Annotated in this window: 20 protein-coding genes and 1 tRNA gene; 18 read left to right on the plus strand and 3 right to left on the minus strand. The window is 39.1% G+C overall.

The window, feature by feature from the left end; all coding sequences use genetic code 11:
• Positions 1-30 precede the first annotated feature (30 nt).
• The 17 genes from BM086_RS16800 (at position 31) to BM086_RS16880 (ending at position 21201) form a co-directional block, all read left to right on the plus strand.
• Positions 31-1374 carry a CCA tRNA nucleotidyltransferase gene (locus tag BM086_RS16800; RefSeq protein ID WP_092329844.1) on the plus strand — a complete coding sequence of 448 codons (1344 nt, stop codon included), beginning with the start codon at positions 31-33 and terminating at the stop codon, positions 1372-1374.
• Positions 1375-1384: 10 nt separating this feature from the next.
• Positions 1385-3271 (plus strand): PEGA domain-containing protein, encoded by a 1887-nt coding sequence (locus BM086_RS16805; protein WP_092329846.1) that lies wholly within the window; start codon positions 1385-1387, stop codon positions 3269-3271.
• 144 nt (positions 3272-3415) lie between these two features.
• Positions 3416-3655 carry an RNA-binding S4 domain-containing protein gene (locus BM086_RS16810; protein WP_092329848.1) on the plus strand — a complete coding sequence of 80 codons (240 nt, stop codon included), beginning with the start codon at positions 3416-3418 and terminating at the stop codon, positions 3653-3655.
• Positions 3656-3734: 79 nt separating this feature from the next.
• Positions 3735-4046, plus strand: a complete 312-nt coding sequence (locus BM086_RS16815; protein ID WP_092329850.1) for an FtsB family cell division protein — start codon at positions 3735-3737, stop codon at positions 4044-4046.
• 117 nt (positions 4047-4163) lie between these two features.
• Positions 4164-5543, plus strand: a complete 1380-nt coding sequence (gene tilS / locus BM086_RS16820; protein WP_175560342.1) for a tRNA lysidine(34) synthetase TilS — start codon at positions 4164-4166, stop codon at positions 5541-5543.
• Entirely contained in the window at positions 5536-6060 is a 525-nt protein-coding gene (gene hpt / locus BM086_RS16825) for a hypoxanthine phosphoribosyltransferase (RefSeq protein WP_092329854.1), read from the plus strand. Before tilS ends, hpt begins: the two co-directional genes overlap by 8 nt.
• Positions 6061-6139: 79 nt before the next feature.
• A complete protein-coding gene (gene ftsH, locus BM086_RS16830; protein WP_092329909.1) occupies positions 6140-7957 on the plus strand; it encodes an ATP-dependent zinc metalloprotease FtsH in 1818 nt (605 codons plus the stop codon).
• 258 nt (positions 7958-8215) lie between these two features.
• On the plus strand, positions 8216-10312 hold the full coding sequence (locus BM086_RS16835; protein WP_092329855.1) for a glycoside hydrolase family 13 protein: 2097 nt from the start codon (positions 8216-8218) through the stop codon (positions 10310-10312).
• A 73-nt stretch (positions 10313-10385) separates the two neighbouring features.
• Positions 10386-11249: a class II fructose-1,6-bisphosphate aldolase gene (gene fba, locus BM086_RS16840; RefSeq protein WP_092329856.1), complete on the plus strand. Its 864-nt coding sequence runs from the start codon at positions 10386-10388 to the stop codon at positions 11247-11249.
• A gap of 87 nt (positions 11250-11336) precedes the next feature.
• Positions 11337-11840 (plus strand): transcription elongation factor GreA, encoded by a 504-nt coding sequence (gene greA, locus BM086_RS16845; RefSeq protein ID WP_092329857.1) that lies wholly within the window; start codon positions 11337-11339, stop codon positions 11838-11840.
• Between the two features lie 21 nt (positions 11841-11861).
• Positions 11862-12368 (plus strand): flavin reductase family protein, encoded by a 507-nt coding sequence (locus tag BM086_RS16850; RefSeq protein WP_092329859.1) that lies wholly within the window; start codon positions 11862-11864, stop codon positions 12366-12368.
• Between the two features lie 40 nt (positions 12369-12408).
• Entirely contained in the window at positions 12409-13725 is a 1317-nt protein-coding gene (locus tag BM086_RS16855; RefSeq protein ID WP_175560343.1) for an ABC transporter substrate-binding protein, read from the plus strand.
• Between the two features lie 11 nt (positions 13726-13736).
• Entirely contained in the window at positions 13737-16850 is a 3114-nt protein-coding gene (locus BM086_RS16860) for a response regulator (protein WP_092329861.1), read from the plus strand.
• A 28-nt stretch (positions 16851-16878) separates the two neighbouring features.
• Positions 16879-18075, plus strand: a complete 1197-nt coding sequence (locus BM086_RS16865) for an FprA family A-type flavoprotein (RefSeq protein WP_092329911.1) — start codon at positions 16879-16881, stop codon at positions 18073-18075.
• Between the two features lie 27 nt (positions 18076-18102).
• Entirely contained in the window at positions 18103-19761 is a 1659-nt protein-coding gene (locus BM086_RS16870; protein WP_092329863.1) for a DUF5722 domain-containing protein, read from the plus strand.
• The gene (locus BM086_RS16875; RefSeq protein WP_092329866.1) at positions 19754-20974 is read left to right on the plus strand and encodes an AAA family ATPase; all 1221 of its coding nucleotides are present in this window, start codon (positions 19754-19756) and stop codon (positions 20972-20974) included. The genes BM086_RS16870 and BM086_RS16875 overlap by 8 nt, the downstream gene beginning before the upstream one ends.
• A gap of 153 nt (positions 20975-21127) precedes the next feature.
• Positions 21128-21201, plus strand: a tRNA-Pro gene (locus BM086_RS16880).
• A 105-nt stretch (positions 21202-21306) separates the two neighbouring features.
• Here BM086_RS16880 and BM086_RS16885 read toward each other — a convergent pair.
• The 3 genes from BM086_RS16885 to BM086_RS21095 are packed head-to-tail and all read right to left on the minus strand — an operon-like array spanning position 21307 to position 22900.
• Entirely contained in the window at positions 21307-22527 is a 1221-nt protein-coding gene (locus BM086_RS16885) for a tyrosine-type recombinase/integrase (RefSeq protein ID WP_092329869.1), read from the minus strand.
• Between the two features lie 3 nt (positions 22528-22530).
• A complete protein-coding gene (locus tag BM086_RS16890) occupies positions 22531-22743 on the minus strand; it encodes a helix-turn-helix domain-containing protein (RefSeq protein WP_092329872.1) in 213 nt (70 codons plus the stop codon).
• A 1-nt stretch (position 22744) separates the two neighbouring features.
• Positions 22745-22900: a hypothetical protein gene (locus BM086_RS21095; protein WP_175560344.1), complete on the minus strand. Its 156-nt coding sequence runs from the start codon at positions 22898-22900 to the stop codon at positions 22745-22747.
• 296 nt (positions 22901-23196) lie between these two features.
• Between BM086_RS21095 and BM086_RS16895 the strand changes: the two genes are divergently transcribed.
• Complete coding sequence (locus BM086_RS16895; RefSeq protein WP_092329874.1) at positions 23197-23844, plus strand: helix-turn-helix domain-containing protein; 648 nt, start codon at positions 23197-23199, stop codon at positions 23842-23844.
• The last annotated feature ends 26 nt before the right edge of the window (positions 23845-23870 follow it).

Below are 23870 nucleotides of genomic sequence, written 5' to 3' on the forward strand. Positions count from 1 at the left end.
AATATGCAATCTTTGGGCTATTATTGTGTTATGAAGATTAATTTGCCAGAAAATGTAAAAAAAATATTGGATACAATGCATGAAGCCGGATATGAGGCTTACATAGTAGGCGGATGTGTACGTGATGCAATTCTTGGAAGGGTACCGGGGGATTGGGATATCACTACCAATGCAATGCCGCAGGAAGTAAAAAAGCTCTTTAGAAGGACAATTGATACAGGCCTTGAGCATGGGACTGTAACTGTTATGTTTGGAAAAGAGGGATATGAAATAACAACCTACAGGATCGATGGCAAGTATGAGGACAGCCGTCATCCAAGCGAAGTAACATTTACCAAGAATCTGACTGAGGACATGAAACGCAGGGATTTTACAATAAATGCCATGGCGTACAACGAGGAAGAGGGCCTGATAGACAGATTTGGAGGTATTGAAGATATCGGCAAAGGGCTGATAAAATGCGTCGGAGATCCGACAGAACGATTTTCTGAGGATGCCCTTAGGATTATGAGAGCAATACGCTTTTCTGCTCAGCTTGGATATGTTATTGAAGAAAAGACAAGGGATGCAATAAAAGAACTTGCGCCAAATCTTGAAAAGATAAGCGCAGAGAGAATTCAGGTGGAGCTTGTCAAACTTCTTTTATCAGACCACCCGGAAAAAATAAGAGATGCATATGAGCTTGGGATTACAAAAGTAATACTTCCGGAATTTGATGCCTGCATGGAGACAGAGCAGAATAACAAGCATCACGCATTTACTGTGGGTGAACATATAATCAAAACACTAGAATATATCCGTGCTGACAGGGTTTTGAGACTTACCATGCTGCTGCATGATATCGCAAAACCTGTTACAATGACAGTAGACGAAAAAGGAGTAAGCCATTTTCACGGACACGATATCAAAGGCGTAGAAATGGCCACAAAAATCCTTAAAAGGCTTAAGTTTGACCGTTACACGATGGACCTTGTAGCTAAACTTGTTCAGTATCATGACTATAGATTTCCTCCAACGATTAAAAATATCAGGAAAGCAATGAACAGGGTTGGCGTTGAAGAATTATCAATGCTAATGGAAATCAGAATAGCTGATACTTTGGCCCAGAGTGATTATAAGAGAGAAGAGAAATTAAAGCTTGTAGAGGAAGCCAGAGCTTGTTACGAGGAGATTCTTAAGAATAAAGATTGTGTATCATTAAAAGATCTTGCTGTTGGTGGTAAGGACCTGATTGAAAGAGGGATTGCACCGGGTAAGATGATCGGAACAATATTAAATGCCATGCTTATGGATGTACTTGAAAATCCAGAACACAACACAAAAGAGTATTTGCTAGAGCCGGAGCGCCTAAGTTTTTTCATGAGGGATCAGTAAGGGGGCAAAATTGAAGAGAGCAAACAGATTGTTTAAGGCAGTTTTTGCGCTTGGTATCGTGGGTGTACTTGTTGGTGCGTCTACGTTTAGTTCTTTTGCAAGTTCGAGTGACCAGATAACAATTTCGCTGGTAGGTAAGTATGATTCTGCGGATACAGCGGCAATAAGAGAAATAGATGTCGAAAGAAAAGAAATAAGGCTAAGGAATCATTCTACCGGAAAGAATTATACACTTAACTATGATAATACCAGTATGATGTATGATATCTACGGCAATGTGCTTTCTCCAAGACTTCTTGAAGCCGGGGAAATAGTTGATGTGACTTTCCTTAAAAGTTCAAAGCATCTCACAACTCTTAATGTGTCTAAAGAGGCATGGGTTGTGGAAAACACAAGAAAGCATGACCTTGTAAGGAATGATGGGACAGCAGTGATCAATGGGGAAGTTTATAAGATTGACCCAAGAACTCTTGTTATGGCTGATGGGGATATTGCGCTTGCAGAGGATGTGCTTTCTACAGACAGCATTAGAGCAAGTGGTCTGGGAAAAGAAATCTATAGTGTTGTTGTACAAAGCGGTCACGGATATGTAAGCCTTTCCTCTGATATTGTAGATAATCAGAGCCTTGTTGGGGCGTGGATAGAACTTGATAATGAAGTTATTCACAAGATATCTACGAATATGCTGCTTAGTGCGCCGGAAGGCGATTATACTCTGCAGATTTTAGGAAATGGTGCAAATTATCAGGAAGAAGTAAATATAAGCCGTAATCAGGAAACTGTTGTGGATACAAGCCATGTCACTATTGCAAAACCAAAGGAAGGACTTGTGACTTTTGAAATAGTGCCGGATACAGCAGAAGTTTTTGTCGATGGAACAAAGGTGCTGACAGGAGTTCCTGAAAGCGTGCAGTACGGATATCACAACCTTAAGATAATAGCAGATGGGTACAAGACACAGACTAAATATTTAAAGGTTGGAACACCTAAGTCTGTGATAAGCATTGAACTGGAAAAAGAAGCGGAGGAAGAAGAGGAGAAAAAAGATGAATCTGAGACTTCAACAAGTGCTTCTTCCGAGGAATCAGTTCCTGCTGAGGCAAGTACAACAAGCAGCACTGTAATTGTTCAGCCTGTGAGCGCGAACAGCGCATCCTCACAAAATTCAACAGAAGAAAAGACTGAGAAAGTAAGGTCTCAGTATGAAGTAATAGAAGGCTATAGGATTTATTTTGATGAGCCATACGAAGCTGAGCTTTATTTTGACGGAAGCTATATCGGAATGATTCCTACAAGCGTAGTTAAGATTTCCGGAAATCATGAGATTATCCTTAAAAAAGACGGATATGAGACAAAGAGCTACAGAATCAATATTGATTATAATGAAGTAGATCTTAATTATCAGTTCCCGCAGCTTGTAAAAGTTAAAGGCGAAGAAGAATCTATCAAAAAAGAAGAAGAGCCTGAGATGGATATAAGTGGAAATGATGCGCCTTCTGAAGCAGATACTTCGGCTGAGGCAAGTACAGAAGATAAGTCCAAGGAAGCAACAACAGATGATACTTCCAAAGAAGCTTCAACAAGTGATGCATCAGATCCTTCTTCCAAGGAAAATACAGGTGAAGAGGCAGGCACATCTGATACTTCGAAAAAAGATGATTCTGGTGATAGCAAGAAGAAAGATGATAAGGAAAAAGGCGATGATTCATCAAAGGATGACAGCGCCAAAACTGCTAACTCTGAAAAAGATGATGCAGAAGATTCCCAAAAGGACTCAGAAGAAAATAAAGATGATAATGCTAACAAGAAGAGCACTGAAGCTGAGCCAATAAAAGCGCCGGAAGAAGCTGCGCTTGAGAGTGGAGAGGAATCTAATTCCGAGCAGAAAACTGATTAAAATAAGTCAATGTTCAGAAGGAAATGCGCAAATTGGTTAATGGAATGAACTTAAAAGCGTGCGAGCACTAATTGAGAAATAAAATTAGAAATGAAATTCAGGGAAATCATAATGATTTCCCTGTTAATAAACAGGGAGTAGAGTATGAGATTAGATAAGTATTTAAAAGTAACAAGATTGATCAAAAGGCGTACAGTTGCCAATGAGGCTTGCGATGCCGGAAGAGTGCAGATAAACGGGCGCCCTGCAAAGGCATCTGCTGAAGTAAAGGTTGGGGATAAGATTACGATCGGATTTGGCAACAAGGATGTAAGCGTGGAAGTTCTTGATGTACAGGAAACGATTCACAAGGAAGATGTAAGCTCATTATATAAATATATTTAATGTATGTGTTTGACACCATTATCTTTGCTGTATTATTATTAAATTAGGGTTTTTTCATATTTTCTTAGAGGTTAAAAAGATGGCAGGTAAAGCACGCTATAAGAGGCGTCGCTTCCAAAATACGGCGGGAATGGTTTGGGCATGTATTGTTGTACTTATTTTAGTAACGGCAGTGTCCATTAAAAGCATAGGACTCATGAAGAAGGCAGATGATTATCAGGCTAGAGAAGCTGCTCTTGTCTCACAGATAGAACAGGAGAAGCAGCGCAGTGAGGAAATCGCTGAGTTTGAGAAGTATACACAGACGCGTAAGTACATAGAAGATACAGCAAGAGACAAACTGGGACTTGTTTATCCGGGTGAGATTATATTTAAAAATGAGAACAATTAGTTAGGAACAATATATAAGCGCAGGCTATAGTACGTTGAGTCGTATAGGTCTGCGCTTGTCTTAATTATGATGAATAGTTTTGAAAATAAAGTACTTAAATTTATCAAAGATAATGAAATGATAGAACCTGGAAATTCTGTGATAGTTGGATTTTCAGGGGGAGCTGATTCGACAGCGCTTCTATTTTGCCTCTATGAACTTAGAAAAATACTGGATATCAAAATAATTGCAGTTCACATCAACCATATGATTCGCAAAGAAGCCGGTAATGATTCGGATTTTGCAGAGTCTTTTTGTAAGGAACGTGGTATAGAATGCATTGTCAAAAAGATAGATGTTCCGAGACTTTCAAAAGAGTGGAAAATGACTGAGGAAGAGGCTGGAAGAAAGGTCAGATATCAGGCATTTGAAGAAGTTTCAAAAAAGACAGGAGCGTCACTTATTGCCATTGCACATCACCAGAACGACGTTGCAGAAACACTTTTGATGAATCTTATCAGAGGAAGCGGACTTCACGGCGCAGGTGCGATAAGACCAAAAAGAGATAACGTTATACGACCTCTTTTATGTGTCAGCAGAAGTGAAATAGAACAGTATTTAAGTGAAAAAAATCAGTCATTTTGTCATGATGCCACAAATGATGATAATATCCATACCAGAAATATTATTCGAAATGTTATTATTCCGGTCATGGAGAAGGATATAAATACAAAAACAACTGAGCATTTGTTCAGGGTGGCAACAAATTTTTCAAGGGCAGATGAATATATAAGAAAGCAGGCGGAAAAAGCCTATGAAAGTTCTGCAAGGATAAGAGATGGGCAGGCAGAAGCTGACCTTTGTGTTTTAAGAGGGTTTGACAACATAATAAGAGAAGAAGTAATATTGCTTATTTTAGAAAAACTGACACCGCATAGAAAGGATATCACATCTGCACACGTGGATTTCATCCTGTCACTTACAGAAGATAACAATGGAACAGCGACTGCAGATTTACCCTATGGGCTTGTTGCAATAAGAAGCTATAATAAACTTTTTATAAAGAACAAGGACACAAAAATTTTACAAGATAAGAATAAGAGTGTTGAAATACCGAATTTAATGGGCATTGGGGATGAAGTTGATATTGATATCCCTAAATTGGGTGTAGCACACATTCGTATATTGAAATATAATGGTGGGAAACTATTTCCAACCTCTGCGTATACTAAATGGTTTGATTATGATAGAATACAAAGGGCTATTTTTAGGAAAAAAGAGCCGGAAGACTACATTTTGATTGAAAATAAGACAGCTCTTTTTAAGAAAAAAATAGGTAAGCTGTTAACGGATGAAAAAGTTCCCAGGCAAGAGAGAGAGAACATTATTCTTTTAGCAGATGGCAACAATGTTTTGTGGGTGCCGGGAGTGAGAATGAGCGGCGCTTATAAGATAAGTGATCGTACTGAGAGGATTTTGGAAATACAAATAGATCATGGAGGTATTATAAATGGCTGAATCAGTTAGAGTATTGCTTACAGAGGAAGAGGTAGATAAGAGAATACAGGAGCTTGGTGACATCATAAGCAGGGATTATCAGGGAAAATCAGTTCACCTTGTATGTGTTTTAAAGGGTGGAGTTTTCTTTATGTGTGAACTTGCAAAGCGTATCACAGTACCTGTAACTATGGACTTTATGTCAGCATCAAGCTACGGTAGTTCTACTAAATCAAGCGGAGTTGTAAAAATTGTTAAGGACTTGGATGAACCTCTTAAGGACAGAGACGTTCTTATTGTTGAGGATATCGTAGACTCAGGAAGAACACTTTCTTATCTTATTAAGATGTTGGGAGACAGAGGACCATCCAGCATCAAGCTCTGCACACTTCTTGATAAGCCTGAGAGACGAGTTACTGATGTTAAGGTCGATTATACAGGATTTGAGATTCCTGATGAGTTCGTTGTTGGATACGGACTTGACTATGATCAGAGATATCGTAATCTTCCATATATTGGTGTTGTTGAGTTTAATTAATGTTCATTATCACAAAAGGGGGTAATGGGGAACCTTGAATAACAAACCTAGAAGTTTTAACACAATACTGATTTTTTCAATGATACTGCTGGCATTTGTAGTCATACTCGAATATGGAAGTAATCTTCTTTCCAAGAGCAGTAATGTCTACAATGTTTCCAAGCTTCAGAGTGATGTGAGTGAGGGTAGGGTCAGAAATGCAGTAATTATGCCAAATGCCGAGACACCAACAGGAGCTGTTAAGGTTTCATTTAACGATGGTTCAGATGACATAATGTTTTATTCTACAGATGTTTCTGTAGTTGAATCTTTTCTTACAAGGGAAGCAATTCCGCTTGAAGTAAAGGACATTCCATCGGAGAATATTCTGATAAACGGCATTATACCTATCATTGTGGGACTGGTTGTCATGGTATTTATCTTTACAATGATGGGAAATCTTCAGGCAGGCGGAGGCGGCAATTCCAAGATGATGAATTTTGGTAAGAGCAGAGCCAAAATGTCCACCAGTGAGGATAACAAGACAAAGCTTGATGATGTCGCAGGTCTTAAAGAGGAAAAGGAACAGCTTGCGGAGATTATTGAATTTCTAAAAGATCCATCTAAATTTACACAGGTTGGAGCAAGAATTCCAAAGGGAGTACTCCTTGAGGGCGCGCCTGGTACAGGTAAGACTTTACTTGCAAAAGCAGTTGCAGGTGAAGCCGGTGTTCCTTTCTTTACTATTTCCGGTTCTGACTTTGTTGAAATGTTTGTCGGAGTTGGTGCTTCAAGAGTTAGAGATTTGTTTGCAGACGCCAAGAAAAATGCGCCCTGCATTATCTTTATTGATGAAATAGATGCTGTTGCCAGAAGACGTGGTACCGGAATGGGCGGCGGACATGATGAAAGAGAACAGACACTGAACCAGATGCTTGTAGAGATGGATGGTTTTGGTGTCAATGAAGGAATCATTGTTATGGCTGCAACAAACAGAGTAGATATTCTTGATCCGGCTATCATGAGACCAGGAAGATTTGACAGAAAGATCACAGTTGCAAGACCTGATATCGGCGGCAGAGAAGAAATTCTTAAGGTTCATGCTAGAAATAAGCCTCTTTCAGAGGATGTAGATCTTAAGCAGGTAGCTCAGACTACTGCAGGCTTTACCGGAGCTGATCTTGAGAACCTACTTAATGAATCAGCTATAAATGCAGCCATGGCTGACAGAAAATATATAAACCAGGGTGATATAAATAAGGCATTTATCCAGGTTGGAATTGGAACAGAGAAGCATAGCCGCATTATTTCTGATAAGGAAAAGAAAATCACGGCATATCATGAGACAGGTCATGCAATCCTATTCCATGTGCTTCCGGAAGTTGGACCTGTCCATACAATATCAATAATTCCTACAGGACTTGGAGCTGCAGGCTATACAATGCCTCTTCCTGAAAAAGATGAGATGTTTATTACCAAGAAGAGAATGCTTGAGGATATTATGGTATCTCTTGGTGGAAGAATTGCTGAGGAAATCATATTTGGTGATATTACAACAGGCGCTTCCAGTGATATAAAGAAAGCTACTCAGGAAGCCAGAAATATGGTTACCAAGTATGGAATGTCAGGAAATATCGGCGTTATAAACTATGATGAGAATGAAGAAGATGTATTTATCGGATATGATATTTCTCATTCCAAGAAGCATAGTGAATTCATGGCCGGTGAGATTGATAAGGAAGTTAAGATCATTATTGATAAGTGCTATGCTAAGGCAAAAGAAATCATCCTGCAGTATGAAGATATTCTTCACAGCAGCGCAAACCTTCTTGTTGAGAAGGAAAAAATTGGAAGAGAAGAGTTTGAGGCTCTGTTTGAAGGGCATGAGATGATATCTGATGTTGAGGTTGATATTTAATTTGTAAAAAATGCACAAAAACGAAGCACTGTTTTTGATATATTTGTGAAGTGTTAGTCTTTACGCGGGATTGAGGCGGTGATAGTATAATAGGCGTAACCCCCCAATACATTATATAGTTTTTTGCTATACCCCATAAGAAAGAAATACCTTCTCTAAAAAGACAGCCTCGCAGCTGTCTTTTTTGCATTTTAGCAGAGCGCTGGACCTTTTATTAGAAGGTCTGGTGTACAGAGAATATGTTTTTTGAGGAGTAATATGAATATTAAAGCTTTATTTCACGACATGACGCTGGATTATTTGCGACCAGCTGAGCCGGATAAAAACAGAATAACTCAGCTAAGGTTTCGTGGACATAAGGATGATAAGATCGAAGTCACACTTGTTTGGGGCAACGAGAAATTTATTATGACATTGTCCGAAACAAATGGCGAATTTAATTATTATGATACAGAAGTAAAAACAGGAAATGATCCTGTAAGTTATTATTTTGAAATTAGAACAGAAAATGACAACTTTTATATATACGATAAAAGGGGATGTCAGAAAGATATATTAGATTCCATGAAATTCAGAGTGTTCCCGGGCTTTTCAACACCGAATTGGGCCAAGGGAGCAGTTATGTATCAGATATTCGTTGATAGATTCTGCAACGGCGATAAGAATAATGACGTTCTGACAGGTGAGTATACATATAACGGTCATGAAAGCATAAGAGTTGAAGATTGGAGCCAGTATCCTGATCCTGATTGGGATTTTGGCGAGTTCTATGGAGGAGATCTGCAAGGGGTTCTTGATAAGCTGGATTATCTTGCTGATCTTGGAATAGATGTTATTTATTTTAATCCTATTTTTGTTTCACCGTCATCTCATAAGTATGATACTCAGGATTATGACCATATAGACCCACATTTTGGTGTAATTATTGAAGATAAAGGTGATCTTCATAAACAAAGTGATGGTGATGATAACAGAAATTCTACCAGATACATTTCAAGAGTAACAAATAAGAAGAACCTTGAAGCCAGTGATGCTCTTTTTGCAAAGGTTGTGGAAGAGGCTCATAAAAGAGGAATCAAGGTTATTTTAGATGGAGTCTTTAACCACTGCGGTTCATTCAATAAATGGCTGGATAAAGAGCGTATATACGAGAGCCAGCCAGGGTATGAAAAAGGAGCATATGTTTCTGAAAACAGCCCGTACCGTAATTTCTTTTCCTTTAGGGGAGGAGACTGGCCATATAATAATGATTATGATGGATGGTGGGGATATTCTACACTTCCAAAGCTAAACTATGAAGGCTCTCACGTACTTGAAAACTATATTCTTGGAATCGGAAAGAAATGGGTTTCACCTCCATACAATGCAGATGGTTGGAGATTAGATGTGGGTGCTGATCTTGGACACTCACCAGAGTATAATCATCATTTTTGGAAAAGATTCAGGGATGAAGTTAAAAAAGCCAATCCATCAGCGCTTATTCTGGCTGAACATTATGGACCTGCCGGAGCATGGCTTCAGGGCGAGGAGTGGGATACAGTCATGAATTATGATGCCTTTATGGAGCCGGTAACCTGGTTTTTGACAGGAATGGATAAGCACAGTGATAAGTTCATGCCATCAAGAATGGGAAATTCAAGGGAATTCTTTGATGCAATGATGTATAACGGCGGTGAAAACTTTAGTATGCCGTCACTTTATACAGCGATGAATGAGCTTTCAAACCATGACCACTCAAGATTTTTGACAAGGACATCACAGAAAGTTGGACGAAGCAGAGATCTCATGCCTCAGTCAGCTGAAACAGGCGTAAGAAAAGCAGTTATGCGAGAAGGCGTTATTATCCAGTTTACCTGGCCTGGCGCTCCAACGATCTATTATGGTGATGAAGCAGGCGTGTGCGGATTTACTGATCCTGACAACAGAAGAACCTATCCATGGGGGCATGAAGATAAAGAAATGATTGCCTTTCATAAAGAGATGATATCTATTCACAAAAGATATCCGGAGCTTATTTCAGGTTCTATCAGGGAACTTTTGGCAGATGATAATTATATTGCCTACGGAAGATTTAACAGAACAGCAGCAATTGTTGTGGCAATAAATAATAATGACTATGAAGTGACCAAGGATATTGAGGTTTGGCAGCTTGGAATCCCAAAGGATGCAAGACTTAGCACGATCATTATGTCGGACAACATGGGATATATTCCCGGAGGCGCAGGAGTTACATCCAAGAATGGAGTGATCACGATTACACTTTCCCGTAAATCAGGAACGATTCTTCGTTATAATAGCTTTGAAGCTATCTCCAAAGATGAGTTCTGGGCAGATAATATACTTGATTTTAGCTGAGCAAACTTTATTTTTTAACTTAAGAAGTATATAATGTAATCAACTATAAACTACTTAGCAAGGGAGAGAAACAATGTTAGTATCCGCAAAAGACATGCTTGTAAAAGCAAAGGAAGGTCACTATGCAGTTGGCCAGTTCAACATCAACAACCTGGAGTGGACAAAATCTATCCTGCTTACAGCAGAAGAGCTTAAGTCCCCAGTAATCCTTGGTGTATCAGAGGGTGCTGGTAAATATATGACAGGTTTTGAAACTGTAGCAGCTATGGTAAAGGCTATGGATAAGAGCCTTGGAATCACAGTTCCTGTTGCACTTCATCTTGATCATGGTACATATGATGGATGCTATAAGTGCATCAAAGCTGGTTTCACATCAATCATGTTTGATGGTTCTCACTACGATATCGAAGAGAACGTAGCTAAGACTTCAGAGCTTGTAAATGTATCTCATCAGCTTGGTCTTTCCATCGAGGCAGAAGTTGGTTCTATCGGTGGTGAGGAAGACGGAGTTGTAGGAATGGGCGAATGCGCTGATCCTGATGAGTGCAAGAGAATCGCTGATCTCGGCGTTGATATGCTTGCTGCAGGTATCGGTAACATCCATGGTAAATATCCTGAAGGATGGCCAGGACTTAGATTCGACGTTCTTGATGCAATTCAGCAGAAGACAGGAGTTATGCCTCTCGTTCTTCATGGCGGCACAGGAATTCCAGCAGATATGATCAAGAAGGCTATCACACTTGGCGTATCCAAGATCAATGTTAATACAGAGTGCCAGCTTTCATTTGCTGAAGCTACACGTAAGTATGTTGAAGCTGGTAAGGATCTTGAGGGTAAGGGATTTGATCCTCGTAAGCTTCTTGCTCCTGGCGCAGATGCTATCAAGGCAACTGTTAAGGAAAAGATGGAACTCTTTGGATCAGTTGGAAAGGCTTGATGCAGGTAGTTGCATAAATATAATGGGCGAAGCCGCAAGGCTTCGCCTTTTGTATTTCATAGAGGATATTTCATACAAGGGGGCATTATGAACAACGAATTAACCAAAAAAGATATTGAAGACATGGAAGCAGAGATTGAACATCGTAAATGCGTTGTCAGGAAAGAATTGCTTGAGCATGTCAAAGAAGCTCGAGCTCAGGGAGACCTATCAGAAAACTTTGAGTATTATGCAGCTAAAAAAGCTAAGAATCAGAATGAGAGCAGAATAAGATTTCTGGAGAGAATGATAAAGACAGCTAAAGTCATTGATGATAATACAACAGATGACGAAGTTGGAATGAATAAGACTGTAACAGTCCGTATTGAAGAAGATGGCAGCGAAGAGACATATAAAATTGTAACTACCATGAGACAGAATTCGTTAAAAGGGCTGATAAGTGTAGAATCTCCACTTGGAAAACAATTACTTGGACATAAGGTAGGAGACCGTGTTACTATTAAAGTAAGCGATAATTATAGTTATGAAATAACGATAATTAACATTGACAACACAGGTCTTTCGGAAGAGGACAAGATAAGGGATTTCTAACATCAGAGAAGTGGAGGTATTATGAGAGTATTTCAGCCTGTAGAACCAGAAGATATTGAGCATGGAGCTTATGTTTTCAGAGGAGATAAGGTGCTGGTAACAGCGGGAGATGGAACGAAGATTAACACTACAGCAGCGTCTTATGGTGGTGTTGGTCAGATGTGGGGCAAGAGAGTTACTTTTATCTGTTTGCGTAAAAGCCGTTATACTAAAGATCTGATTGATGGTTCCGGCGAATACTCTTTAAGTTTCCTTGATAATCAGGAATATCGAGGCGCCATGAAATACCTTGAAGCAGTTTCCGGGAAAGATGAGGATAAGCTAAAGGGAGCAAGGCTTAATATTACTTATTTTGATGGGGTTCCGTTTATTGAAGAATCCAGCAATGTTCTGATTTGTAAAGTTATTTATAAAAAAGAAATAGGATTGGACGGATTTGTGGATCCGGATATTCCTAAAAAATTCTATAAAGATGATGATTGTCACATTATTTATGTGGGAGAAATAAAGAAGGTATTGGTAAGATAAGAGAAACCCTGTTCCTATGACGCTTTTTAATGAGGGGCTTATGAAGAAAACTAAGCTTAAGAATATCTTTTCTATTTTCTTTTGTACGATGTTAGTTAGCACAAGTGTACTTTCCGGATGTTCCAGGTCAGAGGTACACTCTAATGAAAGTGCGTCAATTGCAGGTGAAGAAACGGCAGTTGACAATTCTGAAACAAAAAATATTACGGTTGCAGGATGGTATGAGCCTTCCTGCACCAGAAATCTGATGGCATATCTTGCCGAAAAATTTCCTGATTATTCATTTGAATATCAATACATTTCTAAAACCAGCTACGAACCACTTATAGATTCACAGCTTTCTTCAAAGACAGCTCCTGATATTGTAATGGTCAGTCAAAGTATGGCCAAAAAGCATGGAAAAAGCGGATATATAGAAGATCTGACCAAGTATTGTGATGATTTTACAGATGAAGGCCGAGATGCATTTTTATATGAAGATGTTATATATGCGATTCCGAGTACAACCGGATATATCTGTATTTTTTACAATAAAACAATATTGAAGGAAAATGGGCAGAGTATTCCTACAACATTTGAAGGACTATTGGACCTTGCGGACTATATGGAGCAGATAGGGATAAAACCCATGTCCTCAGGGCTTAAAGACGTGGAAAGAGTTGCTGATAGTGCAATTGCAGTACTGGCATCAGGATATTTATCAACTGAAGAGGGAAAAGGCTTTGGCACAAGAATAGCAGAAGGCGAAACAAGCTTTAGAAAAGAAATACGGCCACATATGGGTAAATGGCAGAATCTGGTTATTCATCACTATTACACCAAAGATATGTGTCTTATGGATGACAGAGCAGCAATTGATGAATTTGCGAGTGAGAAGAGTCTTATGTATTGTGGCGATCTGGAGGATTACAACCTGATAAAAGAACGTAATCCTGATATTAAGTTAGGTACAATGGCGTTTTCTTCTGAAATGAAATTAAAGCCGGTTTTAATCGGGGGCTGTAACTGTGGGTTTGCAGTAAACAGTTATTCAGATAAAAAGAATGATGCAATAAGCATTGTAGCAGATCTTGCCACAAGAGAAGGTCAGGAAGCCTTATGGAAGGACAGAAAAGGAAGCCAGACATATCTTAAAAATGTAAAATTCGATAATCCGGATGAATATGATTCGTTAAGACCTGTGGTTGATTCGGGAAGAATGTTCATGCCGTGGAATGAATGGGGCAAAAACAGTACAGAAATATATCGTGCTTTTGGGGGAGAGCTTCAAAAGGTTATACTAGGGGAAAGATCAATGGAAATTGCGTTTAACGTGATAGATGATGAGGTAAGGCAGATTCATAAGGAAAACAATTAAGAGGTGGTCAGATGGGCAATAATCAGGAAAGCTTTCTCAGAAAATACGGATTCAAGGCACAGCTTCGCACAATTCTTGCAGTATTAATTATTACCCCTATCTTAATACTGGGAGTTTATATGTATATGGCGGCAAAAAAGAACCTGATTGCACAGACGCAGATGGCAATTCAGGGAAATATTGATGTAATAACCACAGCTCTTGAAAATAATTGCAAGATAGAAAATGATGTAATAAAGTTCTTTACCTATGAAGAAAATTTCAGAAAAGTCTTGGAACGTGCGAATAGTAATCCTTATGCTCTTACAGAGGAGTTGAATGACGAAATTGAGCCTCTTATATGGTATTACCAGGGAAGTGATATGAATCTGAAGTCAATACACATATATTCAGATTTATTACCTAAGGATCATATTGGTGATTTTTTAAGCATTCCCGAAACTGATCTTGAAAAGAAATGGTATGATTATTGCAGGGCAGAATACAGCACAATGTGGGTATGTGACAAGGAAGGCGGAGTTTACCTTATAAAGGCACTCCTTGATTCTGCAACGTCATCAAGGCTCATAGGAATAGTTGTTTTGGAGATAAATACCAGTAATTTCTTTTCCATGATAAATCAGGCAAGCTATCTGGATAATGGCGTTTTGATCGTTGACTATGATCAGAATGTTATTCTGAACAAAAACATTGAAGATAGCACTCTTGATGAACAAATAAAAAATGATGCCATAAGCTATGACAGTAATTTTTCTGAGGATACTTTCATAACTACGGATTCTTATTTCATGGCTGTTTCAAGAAAGCTGGATAATGATTGGAGACTTTTTTATTATGTTGACAGAAAAACAATTGGAGCAGATGTAATATCACTTCTTATTAATGATATCATTATGGCAATAGTTCTGTTTGCAGTAGTTTATTTTGTGGCATCAATCTATGCCACAAGAAGAAGCGCGCAGATAACACATCTGAATGAAATGGCGAACAGAATTAAAAGTCGGGATTTCAATGTGACTGATGATATTGAATTTAAGGATGAGATAGGTCTTTTATCTGCGTCAATGGTTGATATGGCCAAGCAGCTTGAAGAGATGGTAAAAGAGATCAATGCCAGAAATGTGCAGGATCTTCTAATGAAGGAAAGTGATATTCATTACAGAGAATGGCTATTTGATTTCGTTGTTGAGAAAAATAATGATATTCTTGCAGTTCTTGGAACTGATGAATATGAGCCTAGTTTTATAACTTCAAACGTGGATGTTGTACTGGGAATACCGATTGAGGAAATGAAATCGGATATAAGAAATATAGATAAAGCTGTAATATCCAGCGGGGTTGAAGGACAGACTCTGTCAAGTCTTATAGCTTCAAGTATGACTACCGGAGAAGCCCTTGCCCTTGATGAGATAGAATTTGAAAATAAAAAGACCAACGAACATCTATATTACAGAGGAGTAATCGTATGCACTATAGACGATGGCGGAAAGAGAATGGCTATCGCATTATACGACAGAACTCAGGAGTATAAGAGAAATCATCAGCTTCAGGAGGCACTGAATGCAGCAGAAACTGCCAACAGGGCAAAGACGAGCTTCTTGGCAAATATGTCACATGATTTCAGGACTCCTATGAATGCAATCACAGGCTTCAATCTTCTGATCGACAAGCATGCAGAGGAAGCGGACAAAGTAAGAGAATACACGCATAAGATAAGTCTGGCATCGCAGAATCTTTTATCACTGCTTAATGATGTTTTGGATATGAGTAAGATTGAAAGCGGAAAGACGACGCTGGATATCAAGGAAATGCCGATAGGTCTTTTGCTTGAGGAAATTAATTCGGTTATCAGTTTCCAGGCAAAGGCTAAGAACCAGGAATATGAGCTTAAAGTTGAATCTCTTCAGCATGATGTATTTATGGGTGATAAACAGAGAATCAACGAGATACTTATGAATATTCTTGGAAACGCTGTTAAGTATACGCCAGAGGGTGGAAAGATAGAGTTTATCATAAATGAATCGCCATCTTCATCAGAAGGATTCCAGAATGTAAAGTTCACAATAAAAGATAATGGAATTGGAATGAAGGCTGAGTACAAGGATAAGATATTTGATGCGTTCTCACGTGAAGAGAAGGGGGCAACAAAGACTATCCAGGGAACAGGACTTGGAATGGCGATAACAAAGAGTCTCGTAGAACTGATGGGAGGAACAATACGAGTAGAATCCGAGGAAGGCAAGGGAAGTACTTTCATTGTTAACCTAAGGCTTAAAGCTGTTGAAGTTGATAATGTTGATTTTTGGAAAGCACACGGAATTTCCAGAATGCTTGTTGTTAATAAAGACGAAAAGGTTGATGAAGCATATAAAAAGAGCTTTGATAACAGCATAGATACGGAGAATATTGAAGTTAAGAAGGCATGGACCGGTTTTGAGGCGATAAAGGCAGTAGATGAGCTAGCAGAGAAAAGTTCTTATTTTGACATTATAATTGTCGATGAGACGATTGAAGACATGAAGCCGGCAGAGCTTATAAAGAGCATAAGAGGAAAAGATAAGAGAAATAATAGCCTTATTTTAGCGGTTACAGATAACTATGATATGGTCGAGGATGAACTTAGGGCTGCAGGCTGTAACGAAATCTTGCAGAAACCGGTATTTGCATCAATACTCATGGAAATAATTGATGACATCATGAAACGATCTTCAACACAAGAGGAGGAAGTAAAGAATCCGCTTGAAGGAATGAGGTTCCTTGCAGCAGAAGATAATGATATTAACGCTGATATCCTTACAGAACTTATGAGTATGGAGGGCGCAACCGTCACAAGAGGCTGCAATGGACAGGAAGTTGTGGAAATGTTTAAAAATGCTCAGGAAGGCGATTATGACATGATCCTTATGGATATTCAGATGCCTGTAATGAACGGATACGAAGCTGCCGCAGCAATCAGAGCTCTAGGCACTGACTGGTCTCAGAGAATACCAATTATTGCGATGACTGCAAATGCATATGCAGATGATGTTCAGCAGGCCTTTGACGCAGGAATGAATGCCCATGTTTCGAAGCCAATTGATATAAGAGTTGTAGAGAAAACTATTCTTGAGTTTAAAAATTTATAAAAAATGTTCCAAGATGGAGGGAAAAGACGTGAACGGAGTAAAAAAAATAACAGATGGAATCTATTGGATAGGTGGAAGTGACAGAAGACTTGAAAGGTTTGAGAATATTTTCCCAATCCCGGAGGGTGTTTCTTATAACAGTTATTTTATTGATGATGAAAAAACAGCGGTTTTTGACACTGCAGATATATCAATATCAGATCAGTATCTTGAGAATCTTAAGGATTGCCTTGAGGGAAAGAAACTTGATTATTTGGTGGTTCTTCATATGGAACCTGACCACTGTGCACTTATCAGCACAATTGCAGGTCTTTACCCCGAAGTTACTGTTGTAGGAAATGCCAAGACCTTTACATTTATGGAACAGTTTTTCCCAGAGTCCGCGTCTTACAAGAAATTGGAGGTTAAAGAAGGAGATACATTATCGACAGGAAAGCATGTTTTTAAGTTTGTAACAGCGCCAATGGTTCATTGGCCGGAAGTTCTTTTTGCGTATGATGAAGTGAGCAAAGCACTGCTTTCAGCAGATGCATTTGGAACTTTCGGAGCGCTTGATGGCGGAATCTTTGCAGATGAATATGATTTTGAAAAAGACTTTTTGGATTCAGCAAGACGTTATTATGCAAATATAGTAGGTAAGTATGGAATGCAGGTGCAGGCAGCGCTTAAGAAGGCTGCGACAATCGATATTGAAATGATACTTCCTTTACATGGGCCTGTATGGAGAAAAGATATATCGTGGTTTTTGGATAAATATCAGAAGTGGAGCACATATGAGGCAGAAACGGATGATATTGCGGTTATTTATGGAAGTCTTTACGGACATACAAAGAGTGCTGCGGAAGCTGTTGCGAGCCTTCTTCGTGAAAAGACAGGAAAAAATATTAAGGTATTTGATGTCTCGGGAACAGATGTGTCATATCTTATCGGGGAAGTATGGCGCTGCAGTAAGTTGGTACTTATGTGCCCAACTTACAACAATGGGATTTATCCTCCAATGGAAGCGTTTCTTAATGACATGAATGCACTTGGAGTTCAGAATAGAATTTTTGCTCTTGCACAGAACGGAACATGGGCGCCTGTAACTGTTAAGCTTATGACAGAAAAGCTTCAGGGATTAAAAAACGTGACAATTCTCGAAGAGAGTCTTACAATAAAAAGTGCATTGCATAAATCAGATTGTGATAGCATTGAGTCATTTACTGAATCAATAGCTAAAGCATGATATATTTAAGAATTTTGGAGGTTAGGTGTGAAAAAAAATATGAATGTGGCTAAAAAAGTGGTGGCTGCACTTACAGTTGCAGTTACTGTAGCTTGTGGCGTGTTGAGTTCCCATATTGTGAATGGGAATGCAGGAGTCGTAGCTGAAGCGGCAGGAAGAGTTGTTAGCATAACTTCATGTCAGATCGAAGGTGAAAATGTTGTAGTTAATACATCATGTAATTCAGTTCCTTCTTCTGACGATGGCAAGTTTTATCTTTTTGCTGATGAGGTTTATCAGGATGGAACAACAGGAACTGTTGTAGCTTCAACTGAGGCTGGGAAGAGTGCAACTTTTTCTTTTCCTCTGGGATACAACACTCCTGAATCAAATATTTCAAAGAAGTTCCTGGTTGCTGTAAAAAGCGGCGGTTCAATGTATCAGGTAAGTGATGAGCACTATATCACAAATCCTGAGGGAAATGCATATATGAGCGTTCCCAGAAATGATCATGGTATTAAGGGAATCCTTCCAACTTATACTGATGAAGCAACTTTTAAGGACCTTGGCGTTTCCCAGATGGTTTACAACATCTACATGGGAGATATTGTTGGACCAAGCACAAATCCTGCAATGCCTACAACTGTATTTAACTATAACGGTGTGGATTATGAGTTTAATACAGCTGCACTTGAACAGTACGACAACTTTGTTCAGTGGTGTGGATTTAGCAATTTCCAGGTTACAATGACAATTCTTAATAATAAGACAGAAGCCGGTGCTGATCTGATCCATCCTCTTTCAAGAGATGAACATGTTTGCCCGGGTTATGCCATGAATACAAAGGAAGATGGCGGAACACAGCATCTTAAGGCTATTGCATCTTTCCTTGCTCAGAGATATTCAGGACCATATGGCAAAATTGATAACTGGGTAATCGGAAATGAAGTAAATGCCAGAACAGAATGGTATTACATGAGTTCAACAAATCTTGAGCTTAATGTAAGTGAGTATGTTAAGGCTTTCCGTATTTTCTATAATGAGATCAAGGCTGTAAACGGAAATGCAAGAGTGTTCAACTCAATTGACCAGGAGTGGCAGAGAAAATCTAATCCGGGATGCTCTTTATCCAAGGACTTCCTCGACAGATTCAATTACTACATGCTGAGAGAAGGAAATGTTGACTGGGGACTTTCAGTTCATCCTTACAATGCTCCTTTGTATGATCCTTATACTTGGAAGCAGCAGGCAAGATATGTAAGCAATGATATTTCCACAAAGTATATCACAATGGAAAATATCTATCTTTTAACAGATTACATGTGCCAGAAATCCTTCCTTAATCCAAACGGGCAGGTTAGAGCCATTTCTCTTTCTGAGATTGGATTTACATCAGCCTTTGGTGAGGAAAAACAGGCAGCTTCAATAGCTTATGCATATACAATGGCTGCAAATAATCCTTATATCACAAGTTTTATGCTCTTTAGAGAGACAGATGATGCTCATGAGATGGAGTCACATATAGCACAGGGACTTAAGAATCTCGATGGCTCTCACAAGATGGCATATGATTTCTATAAAGCTATGGGAACACCACAGCAGGAAGCATATAAGACAAAAGCTTCTGAAATCATCGGAGAAGATATAAACGCTCTGGTTACAAACAGAACATTCCTTTCGAGAGGTGATTGGGAAGCTAATGACTAATTCAAGAGATAAAGAACTGGAAACACTAAACAAGATAACAAATATGCAAAAAGATCTGCTTGGCAGCATCTATGGAGATTTTTTTAAGAGTACCAGTAGTGGAGCAGGTAGTAAGCCTGTTTCCACAGGTGCTAGTGGCAGTACTGTAAAAGGTTTTGGAAACTGTCAGGATTTATCAGCTGATAGTAAAGCAGATAGTTCAGAAGATGCCGTAAAGAACGCAAACGCCGCTCTTGATGAAGCAAAAACTCTTTTGGCAAATGGTCCTCAGGTTAATCAGGAAGAGGAAAAGAAACCGGAAGAGCCTGAAGAAGATCCAATGGAGACACTTGAGAAACTCATTGGACTTAGTACAATAAAAGACGATGTTAAAGAGCTTACAGCATTTGTAAAGGTTCAGAAGGCAAGAAAAGATCAGGGACTAAAATTAGTTCCGGTATCTTTACACCTTGTTTTTACAGGAAATCCGGGAACCGGAAAAACAACTGTAGCCAGAATCATTGCTAAGATTTATAAGCAGATTGGTGTCCTTTCTAAAGGCCAGTTGGTTGAAGTCGACAGATCAGGCCTTGTGGCAGGATATGTTGGACAGACTGCCATCAAGACACAGGAGCAGATCAAGAAAGCTATGGGCGGAGTTCTTTTCATAGATGAAGCCTATTCACTTTCACAAAAAGACGATGCTTTTGGTCAGGAGGCGATTGATACTATCCTTAAGGCAATGGAGGATAATAGAGACGATTTTGTTGTTATCGTGGCCGGATATACCAATCCGATGAAGAAATTCATTGAAAGCAATCCGGGACTTAAATCGAGATTCAATAAATACATCGAATTCCCTGATTACAGTATTGATGAACTTGAGCAGATTTTCAACATGAACTGTGACAAGTACGACTACAAAGTTGATGAAGATGTTAAACACCAGATAAGAGCTCTTATCACAGCAAAAAAGATTGAGAATATTGATAACTTTGCAAATGCCAGAGAAATTCGAAATCTTTTTGAGGAAATAATAACAAATCAGGCCAAGAGAGTTTCAACCATAGAAAATCCTTCCGGCGAAGATATGATGACTATCTGTCTTGAAGACTTACAGCAGTTGTCAGTAACAGCCAAGGAAGAGACCTGTGAAGATAAAAATGAACTTTCAGCAAACGAATCAGAGAATAATTCTGAGAATTCCGAAGAAGAATTTGCTGAGAGTAATTGACTTTTTTTCACTATCATAATAAAATCGATAATGTCGCTGATGCGTTTGAAATCACATCAGCGATATTATATCGAGGCGTGGCTCAGTTTGGTAGAGCGCTGCGTTCGGGACGTTGCGCGATTTTCATCTTTTTCAACTGAATAGTTTTTTCATCGGGGTGTGGCTCAGCTTGGTGGAGCGCGGCGTTCGGGACGCCGAGGTCGCAGGTTCGAATCCTGTCACTCCGATTTTTTTATGCCCAATTCTACTTTTTTTCTACCCATTTGATTTTATTCTGAAGTTAATCCCCAAAAACATGGAAAACTCTCTATAAACTATATTTTGTTGTCAAGTTACTGTTCGATGTTGTGGTCAGTGTATTCCTTAAGTGTAATGACACTGGTCATTTTGTCAGAGATTTCTCTCTTTGCTTCTTTGTCTTTTACTTTTGCATAGATCTTAAGAGTGGTCTCATAGTCTGCATGACCTACCCATTTCTGAATGCTCTTTACATCCATGCCCTGATGAACAAGGATGGATACGCAGGAGCTTCTAAGACCGTGAAGTGTTATGCCCTGTGGAAGCGCCGGCATCTTGATGATCAGACTTTTGAAAGTCTTGGTTGGATAGTCCGGATAGAAAAGCTTACCATTGGCATGCTTGAAGATATACTCATTCTCGATATAGCAGTTGCCGAAGAGCTTTCGATTAAAATCTTCTTTGGTCTTAAGCTGTCTGAACATCTCTATCTGTTCATCTGTCAGAGGGTATTCTCTGTTACTGGCGTCAGTCTTAGTTGAGTTGACGTAATTGACAGTCATACCTTTTGTAACAGTGTGGTTGATGCTCATTGTTTTGGAATTAAAATCGATTGCAGACCAGCGAAGGCCAAGGAGCTCTTCTCGCCTTAAGCCAAAGAATAGGGCAACGTAGTACATTTCATAGCAATCAAGTTCCTTGATGTTGTCCAGGAATGTCTGCGCTTCTCCATAAGAGAAGAATTCATCTTCTGTATTTTTTTCTTTGGCATACTTGAGCGCCAGCTTCTTGTTTATGACTACTTCTTTTGCCGGATTGTAAGCTACTATGCCTTCTTTTACAGCCTTATCCAGAATGGTGCTAAGGAGAACTTTGATGTCTTTTACTGTTCTCTGCTGAAGATGTCGCTCCTCAAACAGCTCATCCAAAAAGCACTCCACCATAGACTCGGTTATTTCCTTAACTTTTATATCTCCAAAGAATTCTTTTATACTGTTTCCTCTATAAAAATAAGAAGAGGAGGTCGTGTCGGAAACCTCTCTCTTCTTTTTATTTAGGAAATTATCGATATAGTCTGCTAAGGTTATATTTCTGTCTGTGGAAACATCAGTGTGTTTGGTGTTAAGCTGCCTGGCTCTCATTTCGGAAGCCTTCTTTACGTTTTCAGCGGTATCTTTAAGGCCGGTGGAAATCCACTGCTTCTGTCTGACCTTAACGCCGTCTTTCATAATGTGCTGGTAAGAGATTATATAGAGATAACCACTCTTACCCTGAACTCCGGTGGCTCTTTTGCCATCTTTCTTTGGTTTTGCCATGAATTAACTTGCCTCCTTAATGAATTCCATGTCAGGATACATGAATTCCAGAAGATATAACTTTGGAACTCTGTACTTACCTGCGATCATCATGGATTTGATTGTGCCATTCTGGAGATATTCATAGACCTTGTTTCTTCCGATCTTTAAGATTTTCATGATATCTTTTATGCTCAGCACATCATCATATTCTGTCAGAAAATTCTTATATTCCATATTAGCTTGCCCTCCTTCCCTTGTTTCTTCTGTTCTCTTCGATCATTTCTTTCACTGCCTCGTAAGGTGTGGGATCATAGACTCCACATGCATCTCTTCGATCCAGCATTGCCAATTTCAATTTGCGATTAGCTCGCTGCTTTGCTCGTGTTTTCAAACTTATCATCCTCCTTTCAAACACGCTTAATAATGGTTTTTGTATCGTCGACATCCGGCTTTGTTTCGGGAAACACTTTTGGTGACATCCAATCATCCGGGAAACTACGGGTTCTTTCGAACCGGTTTATTTAGTTTTCTAATAGCTTTTTATGATTTATATCATCTTAAGCTATATTTATAATAACAATATTATTTTTATATGTCAATATTAGGATAAGCTATATTTATATAAATAATATATTTCTTTTATGGAATGTGATAAAATATATCTTGTATTAAGAAAGGAGCTGGATCATGGCTGATAAAGATAATCTATTTGGTGAACGTCTCAAAATGTTGCGTTCTTTGCAGGGAAATAAATCGCAGAAGGACTTTGCTGTAGAGTTAGGCATTCCTCAGCCAACATTGTCCTCCTACGAAAGCGGAAAGATTAAGCCCACTGTTGATGCAATCATAAATATTGCAGATAAATGCGGGATTTCAATGGATTGGCTCTGTGGAAGAGATGAGACCTTCCATCTGGGAAGCGTTGGAGATGTTTTGTCATGCTTCCTGGAGCTATATGAGACAGAGGAATTTTCAATTAAGACAACAGTCCATGATCGTGTTGATATAGAGGAAAAAGATGCTACAGATGATGAGAACCGAAATTGGATTGAGCTAAAGGTCTATCACAATGAAGTTTTCCATGATCCGAAGGCAACCCTGAATCAGGATTTGTGTGCTGCTATTGAAAAGGCGTATAAGCTTACCAGTGAACTGCGCAGATTTGAGCGCTCACAGGAAAGCTACGAGCGTGAGAAGCAGTATTTTATTGAGACTATGCGAGATATCCCTATTACTAAGGTTGATCATTCTGACATTCCGGAAGATGAGCAGAGGAAACGGATGCTGGAACTGATGAAGGCTGAATGGGAAGCCATGGAGAAAAACAAAAACTGAAGCAAGCTGCTTCAGAAATCATTGTA

The organism is Butyrivibrio sp. YAB3001, from assembly GCF_900112195.1.
In the GTDB taxonomy this organism is placed as follows: Bacteria; Bacillota; Clostridia; order Lachnospirales; family Lachnospiraceae; genus Butyrivibrio.